This window comes from Rhodovulum steppense (genome assembly GCF_004339675.1).
GTDB lineage: Bacteria > Pseudomonadota > Alphaproteobacteria > Rhodobacterales > Rhodobacteraceae > Rhodovulum > Rhodovulum steppense.
The window spans coordinates 85,840-104,057 of sequence record NZ_SLVM01000001.1; the positions used below are offsets into that span (position 1 = coordinate 85,840).

Genomic DNA, 18,218 nt, shown 5'->3' on the forward strand with positions numbered 1-18,218 from the left:
TCCGGAACCGTAATCCCCCGTGCAGGGCCATGGCACGTCGCCCCGGACGGGCAACGAAACCCGCACCGCAGCAAGGATCGTTTCCCGAATTCCGATACCGCCCCCCGAGCGCCGCGACTTCGCACGCAATCCGCCGGAAATTAAGGTAAACTCAACGGTTTTCGCCCCAATTTCGCCGCAACTCTCGGGCTTGCTACGCGGGCGCGATTTCCGTGCCGCGACTGGCCCGCCGGACCCAGAGACCGAGGACGATTAGGATGTCGATTGCCCCGAAGAGCCGCTTTTTCCCGACGCGCACAGGACGGCGTGAGGCCATGACCGGGTTCCGGCGGGACGAGGCCGGGGGGCTGATCATCTTCTCGCTGTTCATCCTCGTTGCGATGATGCTGACGGCGGGCCTTGCCATCGACTTCATGCGCTACGAACAGACGCGCACACGGCTTCAGAACACGATGGACCGGGCGGTGCTCGCCGCCGCCAGCCTCAGCCAGACCCAGGATGCCGAGGCGGTCGTGCGCGACTATTTCGAAAAGGCGGGCCTTGCGGACTATCTGGGCCCCATCAAGGTCGAGGAGGATCTGTCCTCGGGCACCGCCGCCTATCGCAAGGTGCGCGTGTCCGCCGGTGCGACCCTGCGACCGATCTTCCTGTCCTTCGTCGGCATGAACGAGATGCCGGTCATCACCAGCAGCACGGCCGAGGAAGGCATCAGCGATCTCGAGATCTCGATGGTGCTGGACGTCTCCGGCTCGATGGGCTGGGCCGCGGCCTCGGGCAATTCGCGCATCCATGACCTGAAAGAGGCGGCCAAGGATTTCGCCTACCACATGCAATGCAACCCGAATGCCAGCCGCGGATCGGGCAAGCCCTGCGAGGTCGAGCATGGCAAGGTCTCGATCTCGATCGTCCCCTATTCCGAACAGGTCAATGCCGGTCCGCATCTGCTGTCGCTGTTCAACGTCACTGACGAGCACGCCTCCTCTCATTGCGTGGACTTCTCGGCGGACGACTATACCCGCGTCGGCCTCGGCGATTACGTCTCCGACCCGTTCTCGGGGCTGCCGCCCGCGCCCCAGGACGTGCTCGCGCGCACCGGCCATTTCGATCCCTGGCTGGCCTATAACCGCACGCCCGACAGCTGGTCCTGCAATATCCAGAGCGAACGCTGGATCACGCCGCTGATCGACAGCCATACCGACGCCTATGATGCGATCGACACGCTGGTGGCCCAGGGCAACACCTCGATCGACGTGGGCATGAAATGGGGGGCGGCGCTGGTCGATCCCGGGATCCGCTCGGTCGTGGACAGCCTGACCTCGACGCCCGTCGCGACCGGCTCCAGCGAGATGCTGGTCGATCCGGCCCTGCGCGGGCGACCCTACAATTACGCCCAGAGCTACAATGCCAAGGCCATCATCCTGATGACCGACGGCGTGAACACCGCCCAGCACTATCTCAAGAACCAGTATCGCGACGGGCCGTCGGTGGTCTGGCATTACGACAAGGCCGATGGCACGCCGGGCGATCCTGTCTATTCGGTCTACAATGCCAGCCGAAACCAGTATCGCTGGGTCAACAAGAACAGCAGCGATTTCAAGTCCGGCTGGTTCGACAGCGTCTATATCGGCGAGCCGGAACAGTCCTGCAGCAACCAGACCGTCACCTATTACGATCCCTGGTGGAGGCTGCGGACGCGCACCGAATGGGTCTGCACCGAGACCGGGCCGCCGAACGGCACGCCGCGTCAGCTTACCTATCCGGAGGTCTGGTCGACCTTCACCACCAGATGGTTCAGCCGCTTCAACTGGCTCGAGAACCCGGTGCTGTCCCATGGCACGGTCGTCAAGGACGATCGGCTGATGGATATCTGCAACGCCGCCAAGCAGCGGGACATCCTCGTCTATACGATCGGCTTCGAGATCGAGGGCGACAGCGGCGAGGAGGAACTGCTGGGCAAATGCGCGACGACGATCAACCATTTCTTCCTGGCCGACGGGCTGAATCTGTCCGACACGTTCGGCGCCATCGCCTCCTCGCTGAACCAGCTGAGGCTGACCGAATGAGCCTGCGTCCCGGCCTCGCGACCCGGATCGCCCATGCCCTTCGCCGGGACGAGGGGACCGCCAGCATCGAGGTGGTCCTTGCCCTGCCGATCGTGATGGTCATGTTCCTGATGGGCCTCGAGGCGTCGATCCTGATGACCCGGCAGATGCTGCTGGAACACGCGCTCGACGTCTCGATGCGGGACATCCGGCTGGGCAAGCATCCCGGCCTCGATCACGACCGCTTCAAGGAAATCGTCTGCGGCCAGGCGCATCTCTTTCCCGACTGCCAGAACGTGGTCAGGATCGAACTGACCCCGGTGTCGAAAACCACCTGGGCCCTGCCGGACTCCGTGGCAACCTGCGTCGACCGGCGCGCACCGATCCAGCCCGTCACGAATTTCACGCAAGGTCCGCAGAACAGCCTGATGATGGTGCGCGCCTGCGTCGTCGTCGACCCGTTCTTCCCGGGGGTCGGCCTCGGGCTGCGGCTGCACAAGGCCTCGGGCGACGGCTATGCGCTGGTGGCCACCTCGGCCTTCGTCAACGAACCCGGCGCGGGGGTCTAGCGATGCTGCGCGCGCCCCTCGCCCCGTTCCGCCGGTTCGCCCGCGACACCAGCGGCAACATGGTGATCGAGCTTCTGCTCATGCTGCCGCTGTTCCTGTGGGTTCTGCTCGGCATCGTCACCTATTTCTACGGCTTTCAGATGAAGACGACCAGCCTCAAGGGCGCCTACACGATCTCGGACCTGTTGAGCCGGGAGATGGAAGGCCCGGTGACGCCCGCCTATGTCGCGGGGCTGGACCAGATGTTCAACTTCATCACCAACACGCATGACGACCTGGGGCGCCTGCGCGTGACGCTGATCACCTGCACGCGGAATTGCGACGCCGGGGACACGGGCCGCGAACTCGATATCGACTGGTCCCACGGAACCAACGGCCTGCCCCAGATGACCAGGGCCGATCTGAACACGGTCTTCGAGGCCAGCATCCCCCTGCTGCCGGAGAACGAGCGGGCGATCCTGGTCGAGACCCAGGTGCTTTATGATCCGCCGGTCTCGCCGATCTGGTTCGGGGTCGGCAGGATGCAGATGGACAGCTTCGTGGTCACCCGGCCGCGCTTCGTGCCCAAACTGGAATGGGCGGGCAGCTAGGCGCCGGTCGCCGGTTCGGGTCAGCCGGGGCCGAAGCCCCGCCCGGGCCGGTGCGGATTGCTCCGGGCGGGGGCGCGATCCCGGCTCCTGCGCCCGGCCTGCGCGGACGGGGCAGCCTCCCGGCATGCCGCAACCGGACAAGCGGCTTGCCGACCGGCCCCGCCCTCCCGCGCCGTCATTCCGCCCCGGCCTCCCGCGCGCGATCGCGCTCGACCAGCGCCGCGGCCAGGATGTCGGCCATCGCCCGCGCCTCGATCGCCGAGGTCACGCCGCCCACGCCGATCCGGCGCCCGATCCGCCACCAGACCCCCGGCACCCAGACAGGCGGCCGCCCCGCCGCCAGCAGGACGGTGAATCCGTTCGACGGCTTGAGCGCGAAGGCCCCCCGCTCGACGCGCGTGATCTCGTCCATCCGGGCCAGTTCCCGTCCGGTGCTGTCGAACAGGCCGTCGCGGGTCAGCCGCAGCGACCGCGCCGTGGCGCGGCGCATTGCCTCACCCAGCGCCAGAATCGCGCCCCCCAGCACGGCCAGGAACCCGCGCCAGAGCGCGTCGTCCGGGGGCCGGACCGACGCCACGGACAGCAGCAGCCCGGCCAGAATCACCATGACCCCGATCGCGAAGATGCGGCGCGGCGCGGATACACGCAAAACAGCGAGTTCGTCGCTCATCGGCCCCTGTCGCCTCCCCTGCATGATCGCCGGGACCGTCTATACGGGGCCGCGGACCGGGCCAAGACCAAACCACGACTCGGATTCCGGCAGACAATCGCCTAGACTGCCCGCGTGGCGGGCGATCCGGGGGGCCGTCCGGCCGCAGAACCCGAGACGCGGCGAAAAGGCACCTTGCCCGCAGCGCATAACAAGGCATCCTGATGCAGAAGCCAATTCGTTTTGGTGGACAGGATCAACGTAGGTGGACCATGACTGACAAGATGCAAATGCCCTCGCAGCTCTCCGACGACGCGACCCCGCTCTCGTCCAAGATGAACTGGCCGCTGCTGAGCGACCGCAAGTCGAATGTCGAGCTGTCGACGGCCGATCCGACCCCGTTCTCTTCGAAGATGAATTGGCCGCTGATCGGCGGGCGTGGCGAGGGCAATGTCGAGCTGATGACCGACAATCCCACCATCTTCTCCAGCAAGATGGGCTGGCCGCTGCTCAGCGACAAGGCGACCATGTTCGACACCCAGTTGAACACCGCCCAGGGCGGCGCCAGCACCAGCACGGGCGATGGCGGCTTCAGCAAGTTCCTGCGCGGCATCATGACCGGCGAAGTGCAGAAGTAAGCACGCGCCCCATGGCCGTTTTCCGCGCCCGGCGAATCGCTTCGCCGGGCGTCGTTCTTTCCCGGCGCCGTCCACCCCGGGGGCTCAGGCGGCGACCGCCTTGCGCACCATGTCCCAGTAAAGCCCCGCGACCCGCTCGCGGCTGAGCCGCCCGGCATCGCGATACCATGTCGTCACGCCGGTCAGCATGGCGATCACCGCCAGCGTGGCGAGCTTGGTATCGGGCAGGTCGAACACCCCCGCCGCCTGCCCCGCGCGCAGGATATCCTCCAGTTCGGTCTCGTAGCGTTTGCGCAGCGCCTCGATCCCGGCGAAATTCTCGGGGGCAAGGTTGCGCAATTCCATATAGGCGATGAACACCGCGTCGGGCCGTTCCAGGTGAAACCGGATATGGAACCGCGTGAACGCCTCCAGCGCGCCCAGCGGTCCCTCGCCCCTCGGTTCTGCCGCCCAGGCGGCCAGCAATTCCTCGAGATGGGCGCGCATCAGGTCGGCCAGCAGCCCCTGCTTGTCGGGGATGTAATTGTAGAGCGCACCGACCTGAACCCCCACCTCGGCCGCGATCTGGCGCATCGTGACCGAGGCATAGCCGTGGCGCGCAAACAGCCGCTGCGCGGCCTCGCGCAGCCGCGGGCCGGTGATCTCGGAATGGGAGCCGGAGGTGCGGGCCATGGGGTCAGTGTTATCTGAACGATCGTTCATTTCAATCCCCGCGCGAGTGCGCGGGTGGCGCGGCTTGCCGCGGGGCGGAATGCGGGGATATGGTCGGCCCGCAACAAGAGGGCAGCGGGATGACGGCAGGCATCGCGGGAAAAATGGCGGGGGCGGCGCTGGTCGCGGCGCTGGCGGGCTGTACGCCACCGCCCCCCCCCGAATCCTATCCCCGGCTCGTGCCGGTCGAGCCGATCCTCGCCCGCGCCGCCCAGCCCGGCGCCACCGAACAGGACACCGAGGCGCTCGAGGCGCGCGCCGCCGCGCTGCGCGCCAGGGCCGCCGCCCTGCGCGCCCGCGACCTCTGAGCCCCGGGCCGCGTTGCAAGACCCGCGCCTTCACGCTAACACCCCCGCGAACCCTCGGCACCAGCCCAACCGGGAGCACGCCCCATGACCACCCCCCTGCGCCTTGGCATCGCCGGGCTCGGCACCGTCGGCGCCGGTGTCGTCAAGATCGTCCAGACCCGCGCGAACCTGATCGCCCAGCGCGTCGGTCGGCCGGTCACGGTCTCGGCGGTCTCGGCCCGCACCCGCGACCGCGACCGGGGCGTGGACCTGTCCGCCTTCGCCTGGGAGGATGACCCCGTCCTGCTGGCCCGGCGCGAGGACGTGGACATCTTCGTGGAACTGATGGGCGGCTCGGACGGCCCCGCCAAGGCCGCGACCGAGGCGGCGATCGCCGCGGGCAAGGACGTGGTGACCGCCAACAAGGCGATGCTGGCCGTCCATGGCCAGGCGCTGGCCGAGGCGGCCGAGGACGCGGGCCGGGTGATCCGCTTCGAGGCGGCGGTGGCGGGCGGCATCCCCGTGGTCAAGGCCCTGACCGAGGGGCTGGCAGGCAACCGGATCACCCGCGTCATGGGCGTGATGAACGGCACCTGCAACTACATCCTGACCCGGATGGAAGCCGAGGGCCTGCCCTATGAAACCGTCTTCGAGGAGGCCCGCGCGCTGGGCTATCTCGAAGCCGATCCGACGCTCGACGTGGGCGGGATCGACGCCGGTCACAAGCTGTCGCTTCTGGCCGCCATCGCCTTCGGCACAAAGGTCGATTTCCCCGCGATGGAGCTGGAGGGGATCGAGCGGATCTCGATCGACGATATCCGCCATGCCGCCGACATGGGCTTCCGGATCAAGCTGCTGGGCGTGGCCCAGATCACCGGCCGCGGGCTGGAACAGCGCATGTCGCCCTGCCTCGTGCCCGCGGCCTCGCCGCTGGGCCAGCTCGAAGGGCCGACGAACATGGTCGTGCTCGAGGGCGACGCCGTGGGCCAGATCGTGCTGCGCGGCGCCGGTGCCGGTCAGGGACCGACGGCCAGCGCGGTGATGGCGGATGTGATCGACATAGGCCGCGGCTTTCGCGTGCCGACCTTCGGCCAGCCCGCCGCGGGTCTGGAACAGGCGCGCGCGGCGCGGGCCTCGGCCGCAGCGCCCTATTACCTGCGGATGGAGCTTGAGGACAAGCCTGGCGCGCTGGCCAGGGTCGCCGCGGTGCTGGGCGAGGCGGGCGTCTCGATCGACCGGATGCGCCAATATGGCCACGCCACGACCACCGCGCCGGTGCTGATCGTGACCCACAAGACCACCCGCGATGCGCTGGATCACGCGCGCAAGGGCTTTGCCGGAACCGGCGTCATGGTGGGCGATCCGGTCGCGATCCGGATCGAGGAAGTCTGATCCGGCGGCCCGGGTCGCACCACTCTTCCACCGTCGCGCGCCGATGCGCCCCGGCCGCAGCGCCGCCCCCCGCCCGGGCCGGGTTGGCCTTTACCCTTCATTAACCTTAACGACGCATTAAATCGGGGTCTTGTGCGAGAGGCCCTTTCATGCCGCCGGTGATTTCCCTTGCAACAGTCCGGCAATCCTCCGCCGCGCCCGCCGAATTCATCCCGCAGCCGAACCACACCTCCCTGCGCCTTGGTGAGCACCTGCTTGCCGCCGGTTCAGTCAAGCCCGAGGCGCTTGAGCGCGCCCTGGCAGACCACGCACGCATGGAGGTGCGGCTTGGCGAGCTGCTGATCGCCGAGGGCGAAACCACCGCCGAGGATGTGGCCGAGGCGCTGTGCCGCCAGTTCGGCACCGGCCGCGCCGATTTCGCCGCCTACCCGCCCGATCCCCGGCTGATCGACGTTCTGGGCGCGCGAACCTGCCTGAAACAGGGGCTTCTGCCCTGGCGCCGATTCGCGGGGGCCACGCTGATCGCCACGTCGCGTCCCGACCGGTTCGAGCAGCTTGCCCCGACGCTCCCCGCCGACCTGACCCCCGCGATCATGGTCATCTGCCGCGAGGACGAGTTGCAGCAGGCGCTGGCCTCCTGCCGGTCCGAAGTGCTGGCCCGCGCCGCCGAAACCCGCGTGCCCGAGCAGGAAAGCTGCCGGGCCTGGCTGCGCGCCGGTCCCCGCGCCGCGGTTCTGATCGCCCTGGCCGCGCTTGCGCTGCTGGCGGCGCTGGCCCCGCTGACGGTGCTGGGCGTGCTCACGCTCTGGGCACTTGGCTGGATGCTGGCCGGCAGCCTTCTCAAGGCAGCCGCGGCGCTTTCCCAGGCGCGCGCCCTGATCCGGGACCGTGGCGCGCCGCCCCAGGCCGCCCCGATCATCGCGCGACTGCCGCGGATCTCGATCCTCGTGCCGCTGTTCCGCGAATCCGCCATCGCCCCGCGCCTGATCGCGCGGCTCTCGCGGCTCGACTATCCGCGCGCGCTTCTGGACATCTGCCTGGTGACCGAGGCGGGCGATGACGACACCCGCGCGATGCTCGACGCCACGCCCCTGCCGCCCTGGATGCGGCGGGTGACGGTCCCCCAGGGCGCGCTCAGGACCAAGCCGCGTGCGCTGAACTACGCGCTCGATTTCTGCCGCGGCTCGATCGTCGGCATCTATGACGCCGAGGACGCCCCCGCCCCCGACCAGTTGCGCAAGGTGGTCGCGCATTTCCACAGCTGCGGCCCCGATGTCGCGGTCGTCCAGGGGGTCCTGGACTTCTACAACCCGCGCGCCAACTGGCTGGCGCGCTGCTTTTCCATCGAATACGCCGCCTGGTTCCGGGTGGTGCTGCCGGGGCTCGCGCGGCTGGGCGTGCCGGTGCCGCTGGGCGGCACGACGCTGTTCTTCCGCCGCCGCGTGCTGGAGGATCTGGGCGGCTGGGACGCCCATAACGTGACCGAGGATGCCGATCTGGGCCTGCGCCTTGCCCGGCACGGCTATCGCACCGAGTTTCTCGACAGCGTCACCGAGGAGGAAGCCAATTGCCGGGCCTGGCCCTGGGTGCGGCAACGCTCGCGCTGGCTCAAGGGCTACGCGATGACCTGGGCCACCCATATGCGCCGCCCCGACCTGCTGCTGCGCCAGTTCGGGCCGCTGGGCTTTTTCGGCATGCAGGTGCTGTTCCTGGGCACGCTGACCCAGTTCGCGCTGATGCCGCTGCTCTGGTCGTTCTGGCTGTTGCCGCTGGGGATCACGCACCCGCTGGCGCAGGCGGTTCCGGCGGGCGGATTCGTCGTGCTCTTCGCGCTGTTCATCGCTGCGGAACTGGTCACGTTCTGGGTGGGGGCAATGGGCCTGTCGCGGGCGGGCAAGCGCGGGCTGATCCCCTGGCTGCCGACGCTGCACCTGTATTTCCCGCTGGCGGCCATCGCCTCCTACAAGGCGGTCTGGGAAATGGCGGCGCGGCCCTTCTTCTGGGACAAGACGCGGCACGGGCTGGACGGACCCGACCACGGCCGGACCGCCTCGGCCCGCGCCCATGTGCGCGTCGCGATTGCGCGGGCGGGTGCCGTCGATGTCAGGCAAGGCGCAGGGCGGGCCGCCCGCGGGTCTCAGCCCTGGGCCATCAGCGCCTCGGCGTCGTGGCGCAGGCGGGCCTCGAAGGCCAGCGAGATGTGAGCCTTGAGCGCTGCATAGGCCGCATCTCCGTCGCCTGCCTCGATCGCGGCCACGATGGCGTCATGCTCGGCCAGCGCATCCTGCCCCCGCCCCTCGATCGCCAGCGAAGTCGTCGCCATCAGCGCCATGGTCCGGTGCACCAGGTCAAGCTGCTGCACCAGATAGCGGTTATGCGAGGCCAGGTGGATCTGCTTGTGGAACCGCCGGTTCGCCCGCGCCATCGCCGACAGGTCGCGAGACAGCCTGCGGTCGTCCTCGACCATCGCGCGCAGCACGCGCACCTCCTCGGCCGTGGCATGGCGCGCGGCCAGCCGCGCGGCCAGCCCCTCCAGCTCGGCCCGCACGACGTAAAGCTCGGCCATCTGGTCATGGCCCAGCGAGGCGACGATCAGGCTGCGCCCGTCCCGGGCCAGCAGCGATTGGGTTTCCAGCCGCTGCAACGCCTCGCGGATCGGGGTGCGCGACACCCCGAAGCGTTCGGCCAGTTCGCTTTCGACAAGGCGGTCGCCGGGACCGTAGACGCCCATATCTATCGCCTCGAGGATCAGTTCATACGCATCCTTCTGAACGGGGCGTGCGTCCTTCATCTTCGGGGGCTCCTGCATACGATGGTCCACAGTAATGTATGACCGCATGAGAGTTCAAGGCTTCGTGATTGTTCCTTTTGCCGCGGTCGGTTAGGCAGGGCGCATGGTGGCCGATGATTTCTCGCATGTCCGGGGCTGGGTCTTCGATCTGGACAACACGCTCTACCCGCCCGAGGCGCGCCTGTTCGACCAGATCGAACAGCGGATGACCACCTTCGTCATGGACCTTCTGGGCGTCGAAAGGGCCGAGGCCGACCGCCTGCGCAGGCGCTACTGGGCAGAGTATGGCACCACCCTTGCGGGCCTGATGGAGCTGCACGGCATCGAGCCCGGCCCCTACATGATCGCGGTGCATGACATCTGCTTCGACGCGCTGACGCCCGATCCCGACCTGCGCGCCCGCATCGCCGCCCTGCCCGGCCGCCGGATCGTGCACACCAATGCCAGCGCCCCCTATGCCGAACGGGTTCTCGCGGCGCGCGGGCTGTCGGGCGTGTTCGATGCGGTCTTCGGGGTGGAGCATGCGGGCTTCCAGCCGAAACCCCGCCGCGCGGCCTTCGAGGCGGTCCTTGCCCAGGGCGGCATCCTGCCCGTCGAGGCCGCGATGTTCGAGGATGACGCGCGCAACCTGGCCGCGCCGCATGCCATGGGCATGCGCACCGTCCATGTCGCCCCCATGCCGGAACCGGCCCCCCATGTGCAGCACCATACCGACGATCTGGCGGGCTTTCTCGCGCGGCTTGCGCTGGGCTGAGAGGGGCCGACCCGAAAACCTGCCCGGCCCCGCCCGCGATCGGCATGCACAGGTATGCAAAGACTTGTCACGCGCAGCGAGGGATCCTAAAGTCGATTGCGGGAAATCTTCACGGGGACGAACATGGCGGACGGTCACGAGGAAAAGACCAGCATCTGGACCGAGGCGGGGATCTGGGTCGTCGTTCTGGCGGCCATGGCGCTCTGGGCGCTGGCGATCGTGAAATGGGGCGTGCTGGGGCTTTACATGCCCGCCGTGATCTCGGTGCCGATCATCCTGCTGATCCTTGTCTGGATCAGCCGCGGCTGACCCCGGATCGCCCCTTGGACCGGACGGCCCGGCGGGCTATGTCCGGGGCAGGAGGCATCCCATGACGCGCATTTCCACCGATATTCTCGTGTCCGGCGGCGGGGTCGCCGGGCTTGCGGCCGCGGCCCTGTTCGGCTCGGCCGGGTTCCGGGTGATCTGCGTCGATCCCGCCCCGCCCGTCACCGACGAGGCCGCCGACGGCGCCGATCTGCGCACCACGGCCTTCCTGCAACCCTCGCTGAAGGTGCTGCGCGAGGCCGGGCTGTGGGATCGCCTTGCCCCGCATGCGACCGAGCTTCAGGTGATGCGCATCGTGGATGCGGGCGGCAAGACCCCCGCCCCCCGCATCACCCGCGATTTCAACGCCGCCGATGTCTCGGACCTGCCCTTCGGCTGGAACCTGCCCAACTGGCTTCTGCGGCGCGAGATGGTGGCGCGCGTCGCCGAACTGCCGAATGTCGAATTCCGCCCCGGTATCGGCACCAAATCGGTGCTGACCCGCGACACCGAGGCGCTGGTCACCCTGAGCGACGGCACCCGCGTCTCGGCCCGGCTGCTGGTGGCCGCCGACGGGCGCCATTCCCCCGTGCGCGAGGCAGTGGGGATCGGCGCGCGCACCATTCGCTACGGCCAGAAGGCGCTGGCCTTCGCCGTCACCCACCCCCAGCCGCATGGCAATGTCTCGACCGAGATCCACCGCTCGGGCGGGCCGTTCACCCTGGTCCCGCTGCCCGACCGCGACGGGCGGCCCTGTTCGGCCATCGTCTGGATGGAACGCGGCCCCGAGGCGCTGCGCCTTTTCGCGATGCAAGAGGCCGAGTTCAACGCCGAGATGACGGCGCGCTCCGGCGCGATCTACGGCCCGCTGACGCTGATAACCCGCCGCACGCTCTGGCCGATCATCAGCCAGATCGCGCATCGCTTTTCCGCCCAACGCACCGCTCTGGTGGCCGAGGCCGCGCATGTCGTCCCGCCCATCGGCGCGCAGGGCCTGAACATGAGCCTTGCCGATCTGCGCGTGCTGCTGGAACTGTGCCGCGGCGCCCCGGCCCATATCGGCGAAGCGGCCATGCTGGAGATGTATCACCGCCGCCGCTATCCCGAGGTCGCCGCCCGCGTCACCGGCATCGACATGCTCAACCGCGTCTCGATGCAGGGCGCGCCCGCCATCCGCGACCTGCGCGGTGCGGGGATCGCCGCGCTTTACGGCCTGCCGCCGGTGCGCAAGACCCTGATGCGCGCGGGGCTGGGCGTGCGGCTGGGCTGAGGCCCCGGAACCGCTTGGCGTTGCAACTCGCGCAGATTCCGGTATTCAGCCCGGGATCATTCCGGCGCGCGCCGCGCCGCTCACCGCTGCAACGAGGGACATCCATGCGCGTCTATTACGACCGTGACTGCGACATCAACCTGATCAAGGACAAGAAGGTGGCGATCCTGGGCTATGGCAGCCAGGGCCATGCCCACGCGCTGAACCTGCGCGACTCGGGTGCGAAGAACGTCGCCGTCGCGCTGCGCGAAGGCTCGCCCTCGGCGAAGAAGGCCGAGGCCGAAGGGCTTCAGGTGATGGGCATTGCCGAAGCCGCCGCCTGGTGCGACCTGATCATGTTCACCATGCCCGACGAACTTCAGGCCGAGACCTACCGCAAATATGTCCATGACAACCTGCGCGAAGGCTCGGCCATTGCCTTCGCCCACGGCCTGAACGTGCATTTCGGCCTGATCGAGCCGAAACCCGGCGTCGATGTCATCATGATGGCGCCCAAGGGCCCCGGCCACACCGTCCGCGGCGAATATGTCAAGGGCGGCGGCGTGCCCTGTCTGGTCGCGGTGCATAACGATGCCACCGGCCGCGCGCTGGAAATCGGCCTGTCCTATTGCTCGGCCATCGGTGGCGGGCGTTCGGGCATCATCGAGACCAATTTCCGCCAGGAATGCGAAACCGACCTGTTCGGCGAACAGGCGGTGCTGTGCGGCGGTCTGGTCGAACTGATCCGCATGGGCTTCGAAACGCTGGTCGAGGCCGGCTACGAGCCCGAGATGGCCTATTTCGAGTGCCTGCACGAGGTGAAGCTGATCGTGGACCTGATCTACGAAGGCGGCATCGCCAACATGAACTACTCGATCTCGAACACTGCCGAATACGGCGAATACGTCTCGGGCCCGCGCATCCTGCCCTACGAGGAAACCAAGGCCCGCATGAAAGCCGTGCTGACCGACATCCAGACCGGCAAGTTCGTGCGCGACTTCATGCAGGAAAACGCCGTCGGCCAGCCCTTCTTCAAGGCCACCCGCCGCATCAATGACGAGCACCAGATCGAACAGGTCGGCGAGAAACTGCGCGCCATGATGCCCTGGATTTCCGCGGGCAAGATGGTCGACAAGGCCAAGAACTGAGCCGGTCCCCCGGAAAGCGAAAGGGCGCCCCGCGGGGCGCCCTTTTCAGTTCAGGATTCTCGGATCGGCAATCCACCCCTCCAACGGATCGCAGCCCGGCGGCCCGCTGTCCTGGAACCCCTGCCGGACCGCCCAGGCGGCCTGCACCGCACAAAGCGCCGCGTCCAGCCTGTCGCCGGCAGGATCATCCGCAAGCCAATCGGGGGCTTCAACGGCAAGGCCGTAGGACTGCGCCCCGATATCCCCCCGAACCGCGTCGAGGATCGCCTTGCGCGCGGCGGCCTGCCCGGTCGTCTGGCGAGTGCGGTTGTCGTTCTTGTAGGAAAGTCGGCCGACCAGGTGGCGGGCGATCACGCCGGGATAGGCTTCGACGCATATGCGGCTCCGGTCCCCCTCTGCCAGCCCGGGAACATGCACCCCGGCACGCAAGAGCGCAGGCGCGGCCCTGAAGAACATGCGCCCGACCGGCGTGAAATACAGCGTCTGAGGGCTTGCCCCACCGCAAAGGCGGTCGACCTGACGGAAATGCTGCCTGTCCCCATCCGGTCGCTCGGCCTTGTAGGCTTCCAGTTCCGCAACGAACCCCCGCATGTCCATGCGGGCGACATGCGCGACATAGCCCTTCCAGTCCCCTGGCCAGCCGATTGTCTCGATGAAACGCCTTGCCTGACCGAAGGGGAAATCCAGACCGGCTATCCACGAACCCGGACGGGAAAGGAACTCATCGAAGGCAGCGTGGGTCGTCAGGGCCTCGAACGCCTCGAACCGAAGGGTGACCCCGTCCAGCCGGAACGCCGCCACCATGATCGGTTTGCGGCGCCCCGGCGCCGAGGTCATGTCGACGCCGAAGACCCGCATCACCCCGCCGCGCGGCTGACGGCCTCCACCACGCCGCCCACCACCTCGGCCAGCAGCGCCTCGTCCTCGCATTCGGCCATCACGCGGATCAGGGGTTCCGTGCCCGAGCGGCGGATCAACAGTCGCCCGCAGCCGGTCAGCCGGTCCTCGGCTGCGGCGATGGCGGCCTTGACGGGCGCCGCGCCCATCGGATCCGTCCCGGCGGCGTAGCGCACGTTCTGCAACATCTGCGGCACCCGCTCGAACCGCTGCGCCAGCGCGGATGCCTTCTGGCCCGTCTCGACCATCGCCGCCAGGAACTGCAAGCCCGCCAGCAGCCCGTCGCCGGTGGTGCCGTAATCGGTCATCACGATATGGCCCGACTGCTCTCCGCCCAGGTTCCAGCCGCCGCGGCGCATCGCCTCGACCACATAGCGGTCGCCGACCGCGGTGCGTTCCAGGCGCAGCCCGCGCGCGCCCAGATGCCGTTCCAGCCCGAGATTCGACATCACCGTGGCGACCAGCGTGCCATCCTTCAGCCGCCCCTCCTCGGCCCAGCGTTCGGCGAACAGCGCCATGATCTGGTCGCCATCCGCCACCGCGCCGGTCTCGTCGAGGATCATCACCCGGTCGGCATCGCCATCGAGGCAGATGCCCAGATCCGCGCCCTGCGCCACCACGGCCGCGGCCGCCGCGTCGGTATGGGTCGAGCCGCATTTGTCATTGATGTTCAGGCCGTTGGGCGCGACCCCCACAGGGATCACCTCGGCCCCCAGTTCCCACAGCACCTCGGGCGCCACCCGATAGGCCGCGCCATTCGCACAATCGACCACCACCTTCAGCCCGTCGAGCCGCCGCCCGGCCGGAAAGGTCGTCTTGGCATATTCCGCATAGCGCCACAGCCCGTCGTCGATCCGCTTGGCCTTGCCGATATTCTCGGGCTGGGCCAGCCTGATCTCGCCGCCCAGGATCGCCTCGATCTCGGCCTCGGCCTCGTCGGACAGCTTGAACCCCTCGGGGCCGAAGAACTTGATCCCGTTATCCTCATGCGGGTTGTGGCTGGCCGAGATCATGATGCCCAGATCCGCCCGCATCGACCGCGTCAGGAACCCCACCGCGGGCGTCGGCACCGGCCCCAGCAGCAGCACGTTCATCCCGGTCGAGGTCAGCCCCGCGGTCAGCGCGTTTTCCAGCATGTAGCCCGACCGGCGGGTATCCTTGCCGATCACGACGCGATGCTTGTCGGACCGGTCGCGCCGGAAATACCGCCCCGCCGCCGCGCCCAGACGCAGCGCCATCTCGGCGGTCATCGGATAGCTGTTCGCCCGGCCCCGCACCCCGTCGGTGCCGAAGATCGTCCTGGTCATCCCGCCTCTCCGTATTCCTTCAATGCCCCGTCCAGCAGCACCGCCTGCCGCGTCTCGGCCACGTCATGGACGCGCACAATCTGCACCCCCTGCGCGATCCCGGCCAGCGCCACGGCAATCGAGCCCGGCCCGCGCCGATCGGCCCGCTCTGCCCCGCCCAGCGCGCCGATGAACCGCTTGCGCGAGGCCCCCAGCAGGATCGGACAGCCCAGCCCGTGGAACAGGCTCAGGCCGCGGATCAGCGCCAGGTTATGCGCCACCGTCTTGCCGAAGCCGATGCCCGGATCGACCATGATCCGCGCGCGCGGAATGCCCGCCGCCTCGGCCGCGGCGATGCGGGCGGCAAGGAAATCGTAGACGTCCAGCAGCACGTCATCATAGCGGGGATCGTCCTGCATCGTCGCGGGGTCGCCCTGCGCATGCATCAGGCACACCGGCACCCCGGCCTGCGCCACGACCCCCGCCAGCGCGGGATCAAACCCCAGCGCGGCCACGTCATTCACCATGTCGGCCCCTGCGGCCAGCGCCGCCCGGGCGACCGCGGCCTTGCGCGTGTCGATGGAGACGGGCGTTGCCACCCCCGCCGCGCGCAGCGCCGCGATCACCGGGGCGGTGCGGGCGATCTCGTCGGCCTCGGGCACCGCGGCCGATCCGGGCCGGGTCGACTCGCCGCCAATGTCCAGAATGTCGGCCCCGGCCGCCAGCGCCCGCCCCTGCGCCAGCGCGGCCTGCGGATCGGCAAAGCGGCCGCCATCGGAAAAGCTGTCGGGCGTGACGTTCAGGATGCCCATGATCCGCGGCCGATCAAGGCTCAGCCCGGCCAGCGCGGGGCGCGGGGCGGTCAGCGTGGCGCGCACCTCCTCGGGCAGGTCGGCGGCGCGCAGCAGCCGGGGGGGGGCGTCGCGGCGCAGTTCCTCGGCCTGAACGAACCACGCCCAGCCGCCCGCCAGCGGCAAGGCATCGTCCGGCCGCGCGGCATCGGTCTGCACGAGGGGGCGGTAATAGCGCATGCAGGGTGAATGGGTGACGCGCCCCGTTTTGGCAAGCCCTCAGAGCGCACCCAACAGCGCGCCGGGCGCGACCGCCGTGACATCCAGCGCGCCGCTTGGCGCGACCTCGCCCATGCCCACCACGAGAACCCGCGCCGCATCCAGCAGATGGGCCAGCCACAGCGCCAGTGCGACCGCATCGCGGGGGCTGGCCGAGGGATGCTCGACCGTATCCAGCACGATCTTGGACGGCGCCCAGACGGTGAACTCGCGATGCTTCATCGCCCAGTCGATCTCGGTCCGGCTGCCGCGCACCACGCAGCGCGGATCGCGGCCCGCCAGCACCCAGGCATTCTGTTCGATGGCCAGCAGGTCGATCCGCCGCTGGGCGGGCGCGATGGCCGAGCGCGGCGCGGGCGTGTCGGCCGCGCCCACGCACAGCACCACCGGATGCGCCCCCGCCCCCATCCGGTCCAGCCAGTGCGGCAGCGCCGGATCGGCGATGGCCGCGTTCGACAGGAAGACCACCAGCGGATGATGCAGCGCCTCCTGTTCGGGATCGGCCGGCTGCACAAGCCGCGGCGCATCGGGGCGGCGGTCGCGCACGATCTCGACGCCCAGCGCGCCGGGCCCGCGATCCAGCTTTTCCACCCGCACGAAGGCGCGCATCGCCTGCGGTTCGGCCAGGATGCGCTCGGCGATGCGTTCGGCCAGCGTCTCCAGCAGGTTCAGCCGTTCGCAGGACAATTCGGCGGCAATCGCCTCGGCGATGGTGTCATAGGACAGCACCCGGTCGACATCATCCTCCAGCGGCGCGGGATGGGGCCGCACCTCGACCACCACGTTGAACCGCACGCGCTGGGTGGTGCCGCGCTCGGGCTGGAAGGCACCGATCTCGACCTCGACCACATGATCGCGCAGCGAGATGCGGTCGCGCATCGGCCGCGCGGGATCCAGCGCCGCCGCCCGTTCGGACGGGTGGGCAAAGGCAAGGCGGATATCGTCGCTCATGGGGCCTCCGGGCAGCTCCTGTGGCCCCTGATACGCCGGATCGGCCGCCGGGGACAGCCCCGGCGCGGCAGGGCAGGACCCGCAAGCGACCGCGCAGGGCCGCCATGGCGTCTCAGTTCTGCGCCACCTGCGCCCCGGGCTGGCGATAGAAATGATGCACCCCGATCGTGGCGGTGCGCGGAAACACGTTGGCCCAGCGCGGCTGGACCGCCTTGGTATGGTAATGTGTCGCCCCGCTGGTCAGCGCGCGCGGCGCGCCATCCAGCATGACCCGGGCGATCTTGCCCATCCGCTGATAGGCGGCGGGCTCGCGGATCACCTCGGCGCGCCCGTCGCAGGTATAGCTGAACTGGCACTGGTAGCGCTTGCCCGTGCCCTGGCGGATCACACCGCAGACCGAGTCCGGATAGGCGGGCGAGGCGACGCGGTTCAGGATCACCTCGGCCACCGCGAACTGGCCCGCGACGCTTTCACCGCGCGCCTCGAAATACAGCGCCTCGGTCAGGCATTGCCATTCATCGCCGCCACGGGCCGCGGGCTGGGCCGCCAGCCAGGCCGCATCGTAGCGGGGCACGCCCCCGCTCCGGCGATCGGCCTTGCGCGTCGTCAGCCGCTTGATCCGGCGGTCGTCCACCGCCTTCAGCGCGCGCCGCTCGACGCCCAGCAGACGGGCCATGTTCTCGCCCATCATCGCCGTCGGATCGTTCGATTGCGACGCGGTCATCTCGGCCTCGGCAACCCCGGCAGAAAACACAAGTGCGGCCGCAAGACCTGCGGCCCGGACAGTTACGATACTCATTCTTCCCCCAACCCGGCGCGGACCCTGCGGCCCACGACCGAAACTGTTAACGCGAAAGCGCCACAAAATCCAACCGCCCCCCAGGACAC

General features: G+C 68.9%; 19 protein-coding genes. 11 read left to right on the forward strand and 8 right to left on the reverse strand.

Translation table 11 applies throughout. The features are described 5' to 3' along the window. Window positions 1–314: 314 nt before the first annotated feature. From EV216_RS00460 to EV216_RS00470, 3 genes are read left to right on the forward strand one after another with little or no spacing between them, the layout of a single operon-like run. Window positions 315–2,063, forward strand: coding sequence for a TadE/TadG family type IV pilus assembly protein (locus EV216_RS00460; RefSeq protein WP_165899097.1), 1,749 nt, complete (start codon window positions 315–317; stop codon window positions 2,061–2,063). Continuing rightward, window positions 2,060–2,611: a TadE/TadG family type IV pilus assembly protein gene (locus EV216_RS00465; protein WP_132693095.1), complete on the forward strand. Its 552-nt coding sequence runs from the start codon at window positions 2,060–2,062 to the stop codon at window positions 2,609–2,611. The genes EV216_RS00460 and EV216_RS00465 overlap by 4 nt, the downstream gene beginning before the upstream one ends. Window positions 2,612–2,613: 2 nt before the next feature. Next, a complete protein-coding gene (locus EV216_RS00470; protein WP_132693096.1) occupies window positions 2,614–3,201 on the forward strand; it encodes a hypothetical protein in 588 nt (195 codons plus the stop codon). Between the two features lie 175 nt (window positions 3,202–3,376). Here EV216_RS00470 and EV216_RS00475 read toward each other — a convergent pair whose 3' ends face one another. After that, window positions 3,377–3,871, reverse strand: a complete 495-nt coding sequence (locus EV216_RS00475) for a hypothetical protein (RefSeq protein ID WP_132693097.1) — start codon at window positions 3,869–3,871, stop codon at window positions 3,377–3,379. Between the two features lie 203 nt (window positions 3,872–4,074). Between EV216_RS00475 and EV216_RS00480 the strand changes: the two genes are divergently transcribed. Next, window positions 4,075–4,488 (forward strand): hypothetical protein, encoded by a 414-nt coding sequence (locus tag EV216_RS00480; RefSeq protein WP_132693098.1) that lies wholly within the window; start codon window positions 4,075–4,077, stop codon window positions 4,486–4,488. Window positions 4,489–4,572: 84 nt separating this feature from the next. Here EV216_RS00480 and EV216_RS00485 read toward each other — a convergent pair whose 3' ends face one another. Further along, on the reverse strand, window positions 4,573–5,160 hold the full coding sequence (locus EV216_RS00485) for a TetR/AcrR family transcriptional regulator (protein WP_132693099.1): 588 nt from the start codon (window positions 5,158–5,160) through the stop codon (window positions 4,573–4,575). Window positions 5,161–5,279: 119 nt separating this feature from the next. On the opposite strand from EV216_RS00485, the gene EV216_RS00490 reads away from it, so the two are divergent. The 3 genes from EV216_RS00490 to EV216_RS00500 all read left to right on the forward strand — a co-directional run bounded on the left by EV216_RS00490 (window position 5,280) and on the right by EV216_RS00500 (window position 9,082). Then, window positions 5,280–5,507 carry a hypothetical protein gene (locus EV216_RS00490; protein ID WP_132693100.1) on the forward strand — a complete coding sequence of 76 codons (228 nt, stop codon included), beginning with the start codon at window positions 5,280–5,282 and terminating at the stop codon, window positions 5,505–5,507. 84 nt (window positions 5,508–5,591) lie between these two features. After that, window positions 5,592–6,878 carry a homoserine dehydrogenase gene (locus tag EV216_RS00495; protein WP_132693101.1) on the forward strand — a complete coding sequence of 429 codons (1,287 nt, stop codon included), beginning with the start codon at window positions 5,592–5,594 and terminating at the stop codon, window positions 6,876–6,878. A gap of 149 nt (window positions 6,879–7,027) precedes the next feature. Further along, complete coding sequence (locus EV216_RS00500) at window positions 7,028–9,082, forward strand: glycosyltransferase (protein WP_132693102.1); 2,055 nt, start codon at window positions 7,028–7,030, stop codon at window positions 9,080–9,082. Here EV216_RS00500 and EV216_RS00505 read toward each other — a convergent pair. Further along, complete coding sequence (locus EV216_RS00505; RefSeq protein ID WP_132693103.1) at window positions 9,016–9,669, reverse strand: GntR family transcriptional regulator; 654 nt, start codon at window positions 9,667–9,669, stop codon at window positions 9,016–9,018. The genes EV216_RS00500 and EV216_RS00505 overlap by 67 nt on opposite strands. Before the next feature lie 103 nt (window positions 9,670–9,772). Between EV216_RS00505 and EV216_RS00510 the strand changes: the two genes are divergently transcribed. The 4 genes from EV216_RS00510 (at window position 9,773) to ilvC (ending at window position 13,126) form a co-directional block, all read left to right on the forward strand. Then, entirely contained in the window at window positions 9,773–10,423 is a 651-nt protein-coding gene (locus tag EV216_RS00510) for a pyrimidine 5'-nucleotidase (RefSeq protein WP_132693104.1), read from the forward strand. A 123-nt stretch (window positions 10,424–10,546) separates the two neighbouring features. Continuing rightward, window positions 10,547–10,732, forward strand: coding sequence for a hypothetical protein (locus EV216_RS00515; protein WP_132693105.1), 186 nt, complete (start codon window positions 10,547–10,549; stop codon window positions 10,730–10,732). 61 nt (window positions 10,733–10,793) lie between these two features. After that, window positions 10,794–11,999, forward strand: a complete 1,206-nt coding sequence (locus tag EV216_RS00520) for a UbiH/UbiF family hydroxylase (protein WP_132693106.1) — start codon at window positions 10,794–10,796, stop codon at window positions 11,997–11,999. Window positions 12,000–12,103: 104 nt separating this feature from the next. After that, window positions 12,104–13,126: a ketol-acid reductoisomerase gene (gene ilvC, locus EV216_RS00525; protein WP_132693107.1), complete on the forward strand. Its 1,023-nt coding sequence runs from the start codon at window positions 12,104–12,106 to the stop codon at window positions 13,124–13,126. Between the two features lie 45 nt (window positions 13,127–13,171). On the opposite strand, the gene EV216_RS00530 is transcribed toward ilvC, so the two are convergent. The 5 genes from EV216_RS00530 to EV216_RS00550 all read right to left on the reverse strand — a co-directional run bounded on the left by EV216_RS00530 (window position 13,172) and on the right by EV216_RS00550 (window position 18,129). Then, entirely contained in the window at window positions 13,172–13,984 is an 813-nt protein-coding gene (locus EV216_RS00530; RefSeq protein WP_132693108.1) for a DUF429 domain-containing protein, read from the reverse strand. Next, window positions 13,984–15,330, reverse strand: a complete 1,347-nt coding sequence (glmM, locus tag EV216_RS00535; protein WP_132693109.1) for a phosphoglucosamine mutase — start codon at window positions 15,328–15,330, stop codon at window positions 13,984–13,986. Before glmM ends, EV216_RS00530 begins: the two co-directional genes overlap by 1 nt. Then, a complete protein-coding gene (gene folP, locus EV216_RS00540) occupies window positions 15,327–16,340 on the reverse strand; it encodes a dihydropteroate synthase (protein ID WP_132693110.1) in 1,014 nt (337 codons plus the stop codon). The genes glmM and folP overlap by 4 nt, the downstream gene beginning before the upstream one ends. Before the next feature lie 39 nt (window positions 16,341–16,379). Continuing rightward, window positions 16,380–17,330 (reverse strand): dihydroneopterin aldolase, encoded by a 951-nt coding sequence (locus EV216_RS00545; protein ID WP_132693111.1) that lies wholly within the window; start codon window positions 17,328–17,330, stop codon window positions 16,380–16,382. A 112-nt stretch (window positions 17,331–17,442) separates the two neighbouring features. Then, entirely contained in the window at window positions 17,443–18,129 is a 687-nt protein-coding gene (locus EV216_RS00550; protein WP_165899098.1) for a cell wall hydrolase, read from the reverse strand. Window positions 18,130–18,218 lie beyond the last annotated feature (89 nt).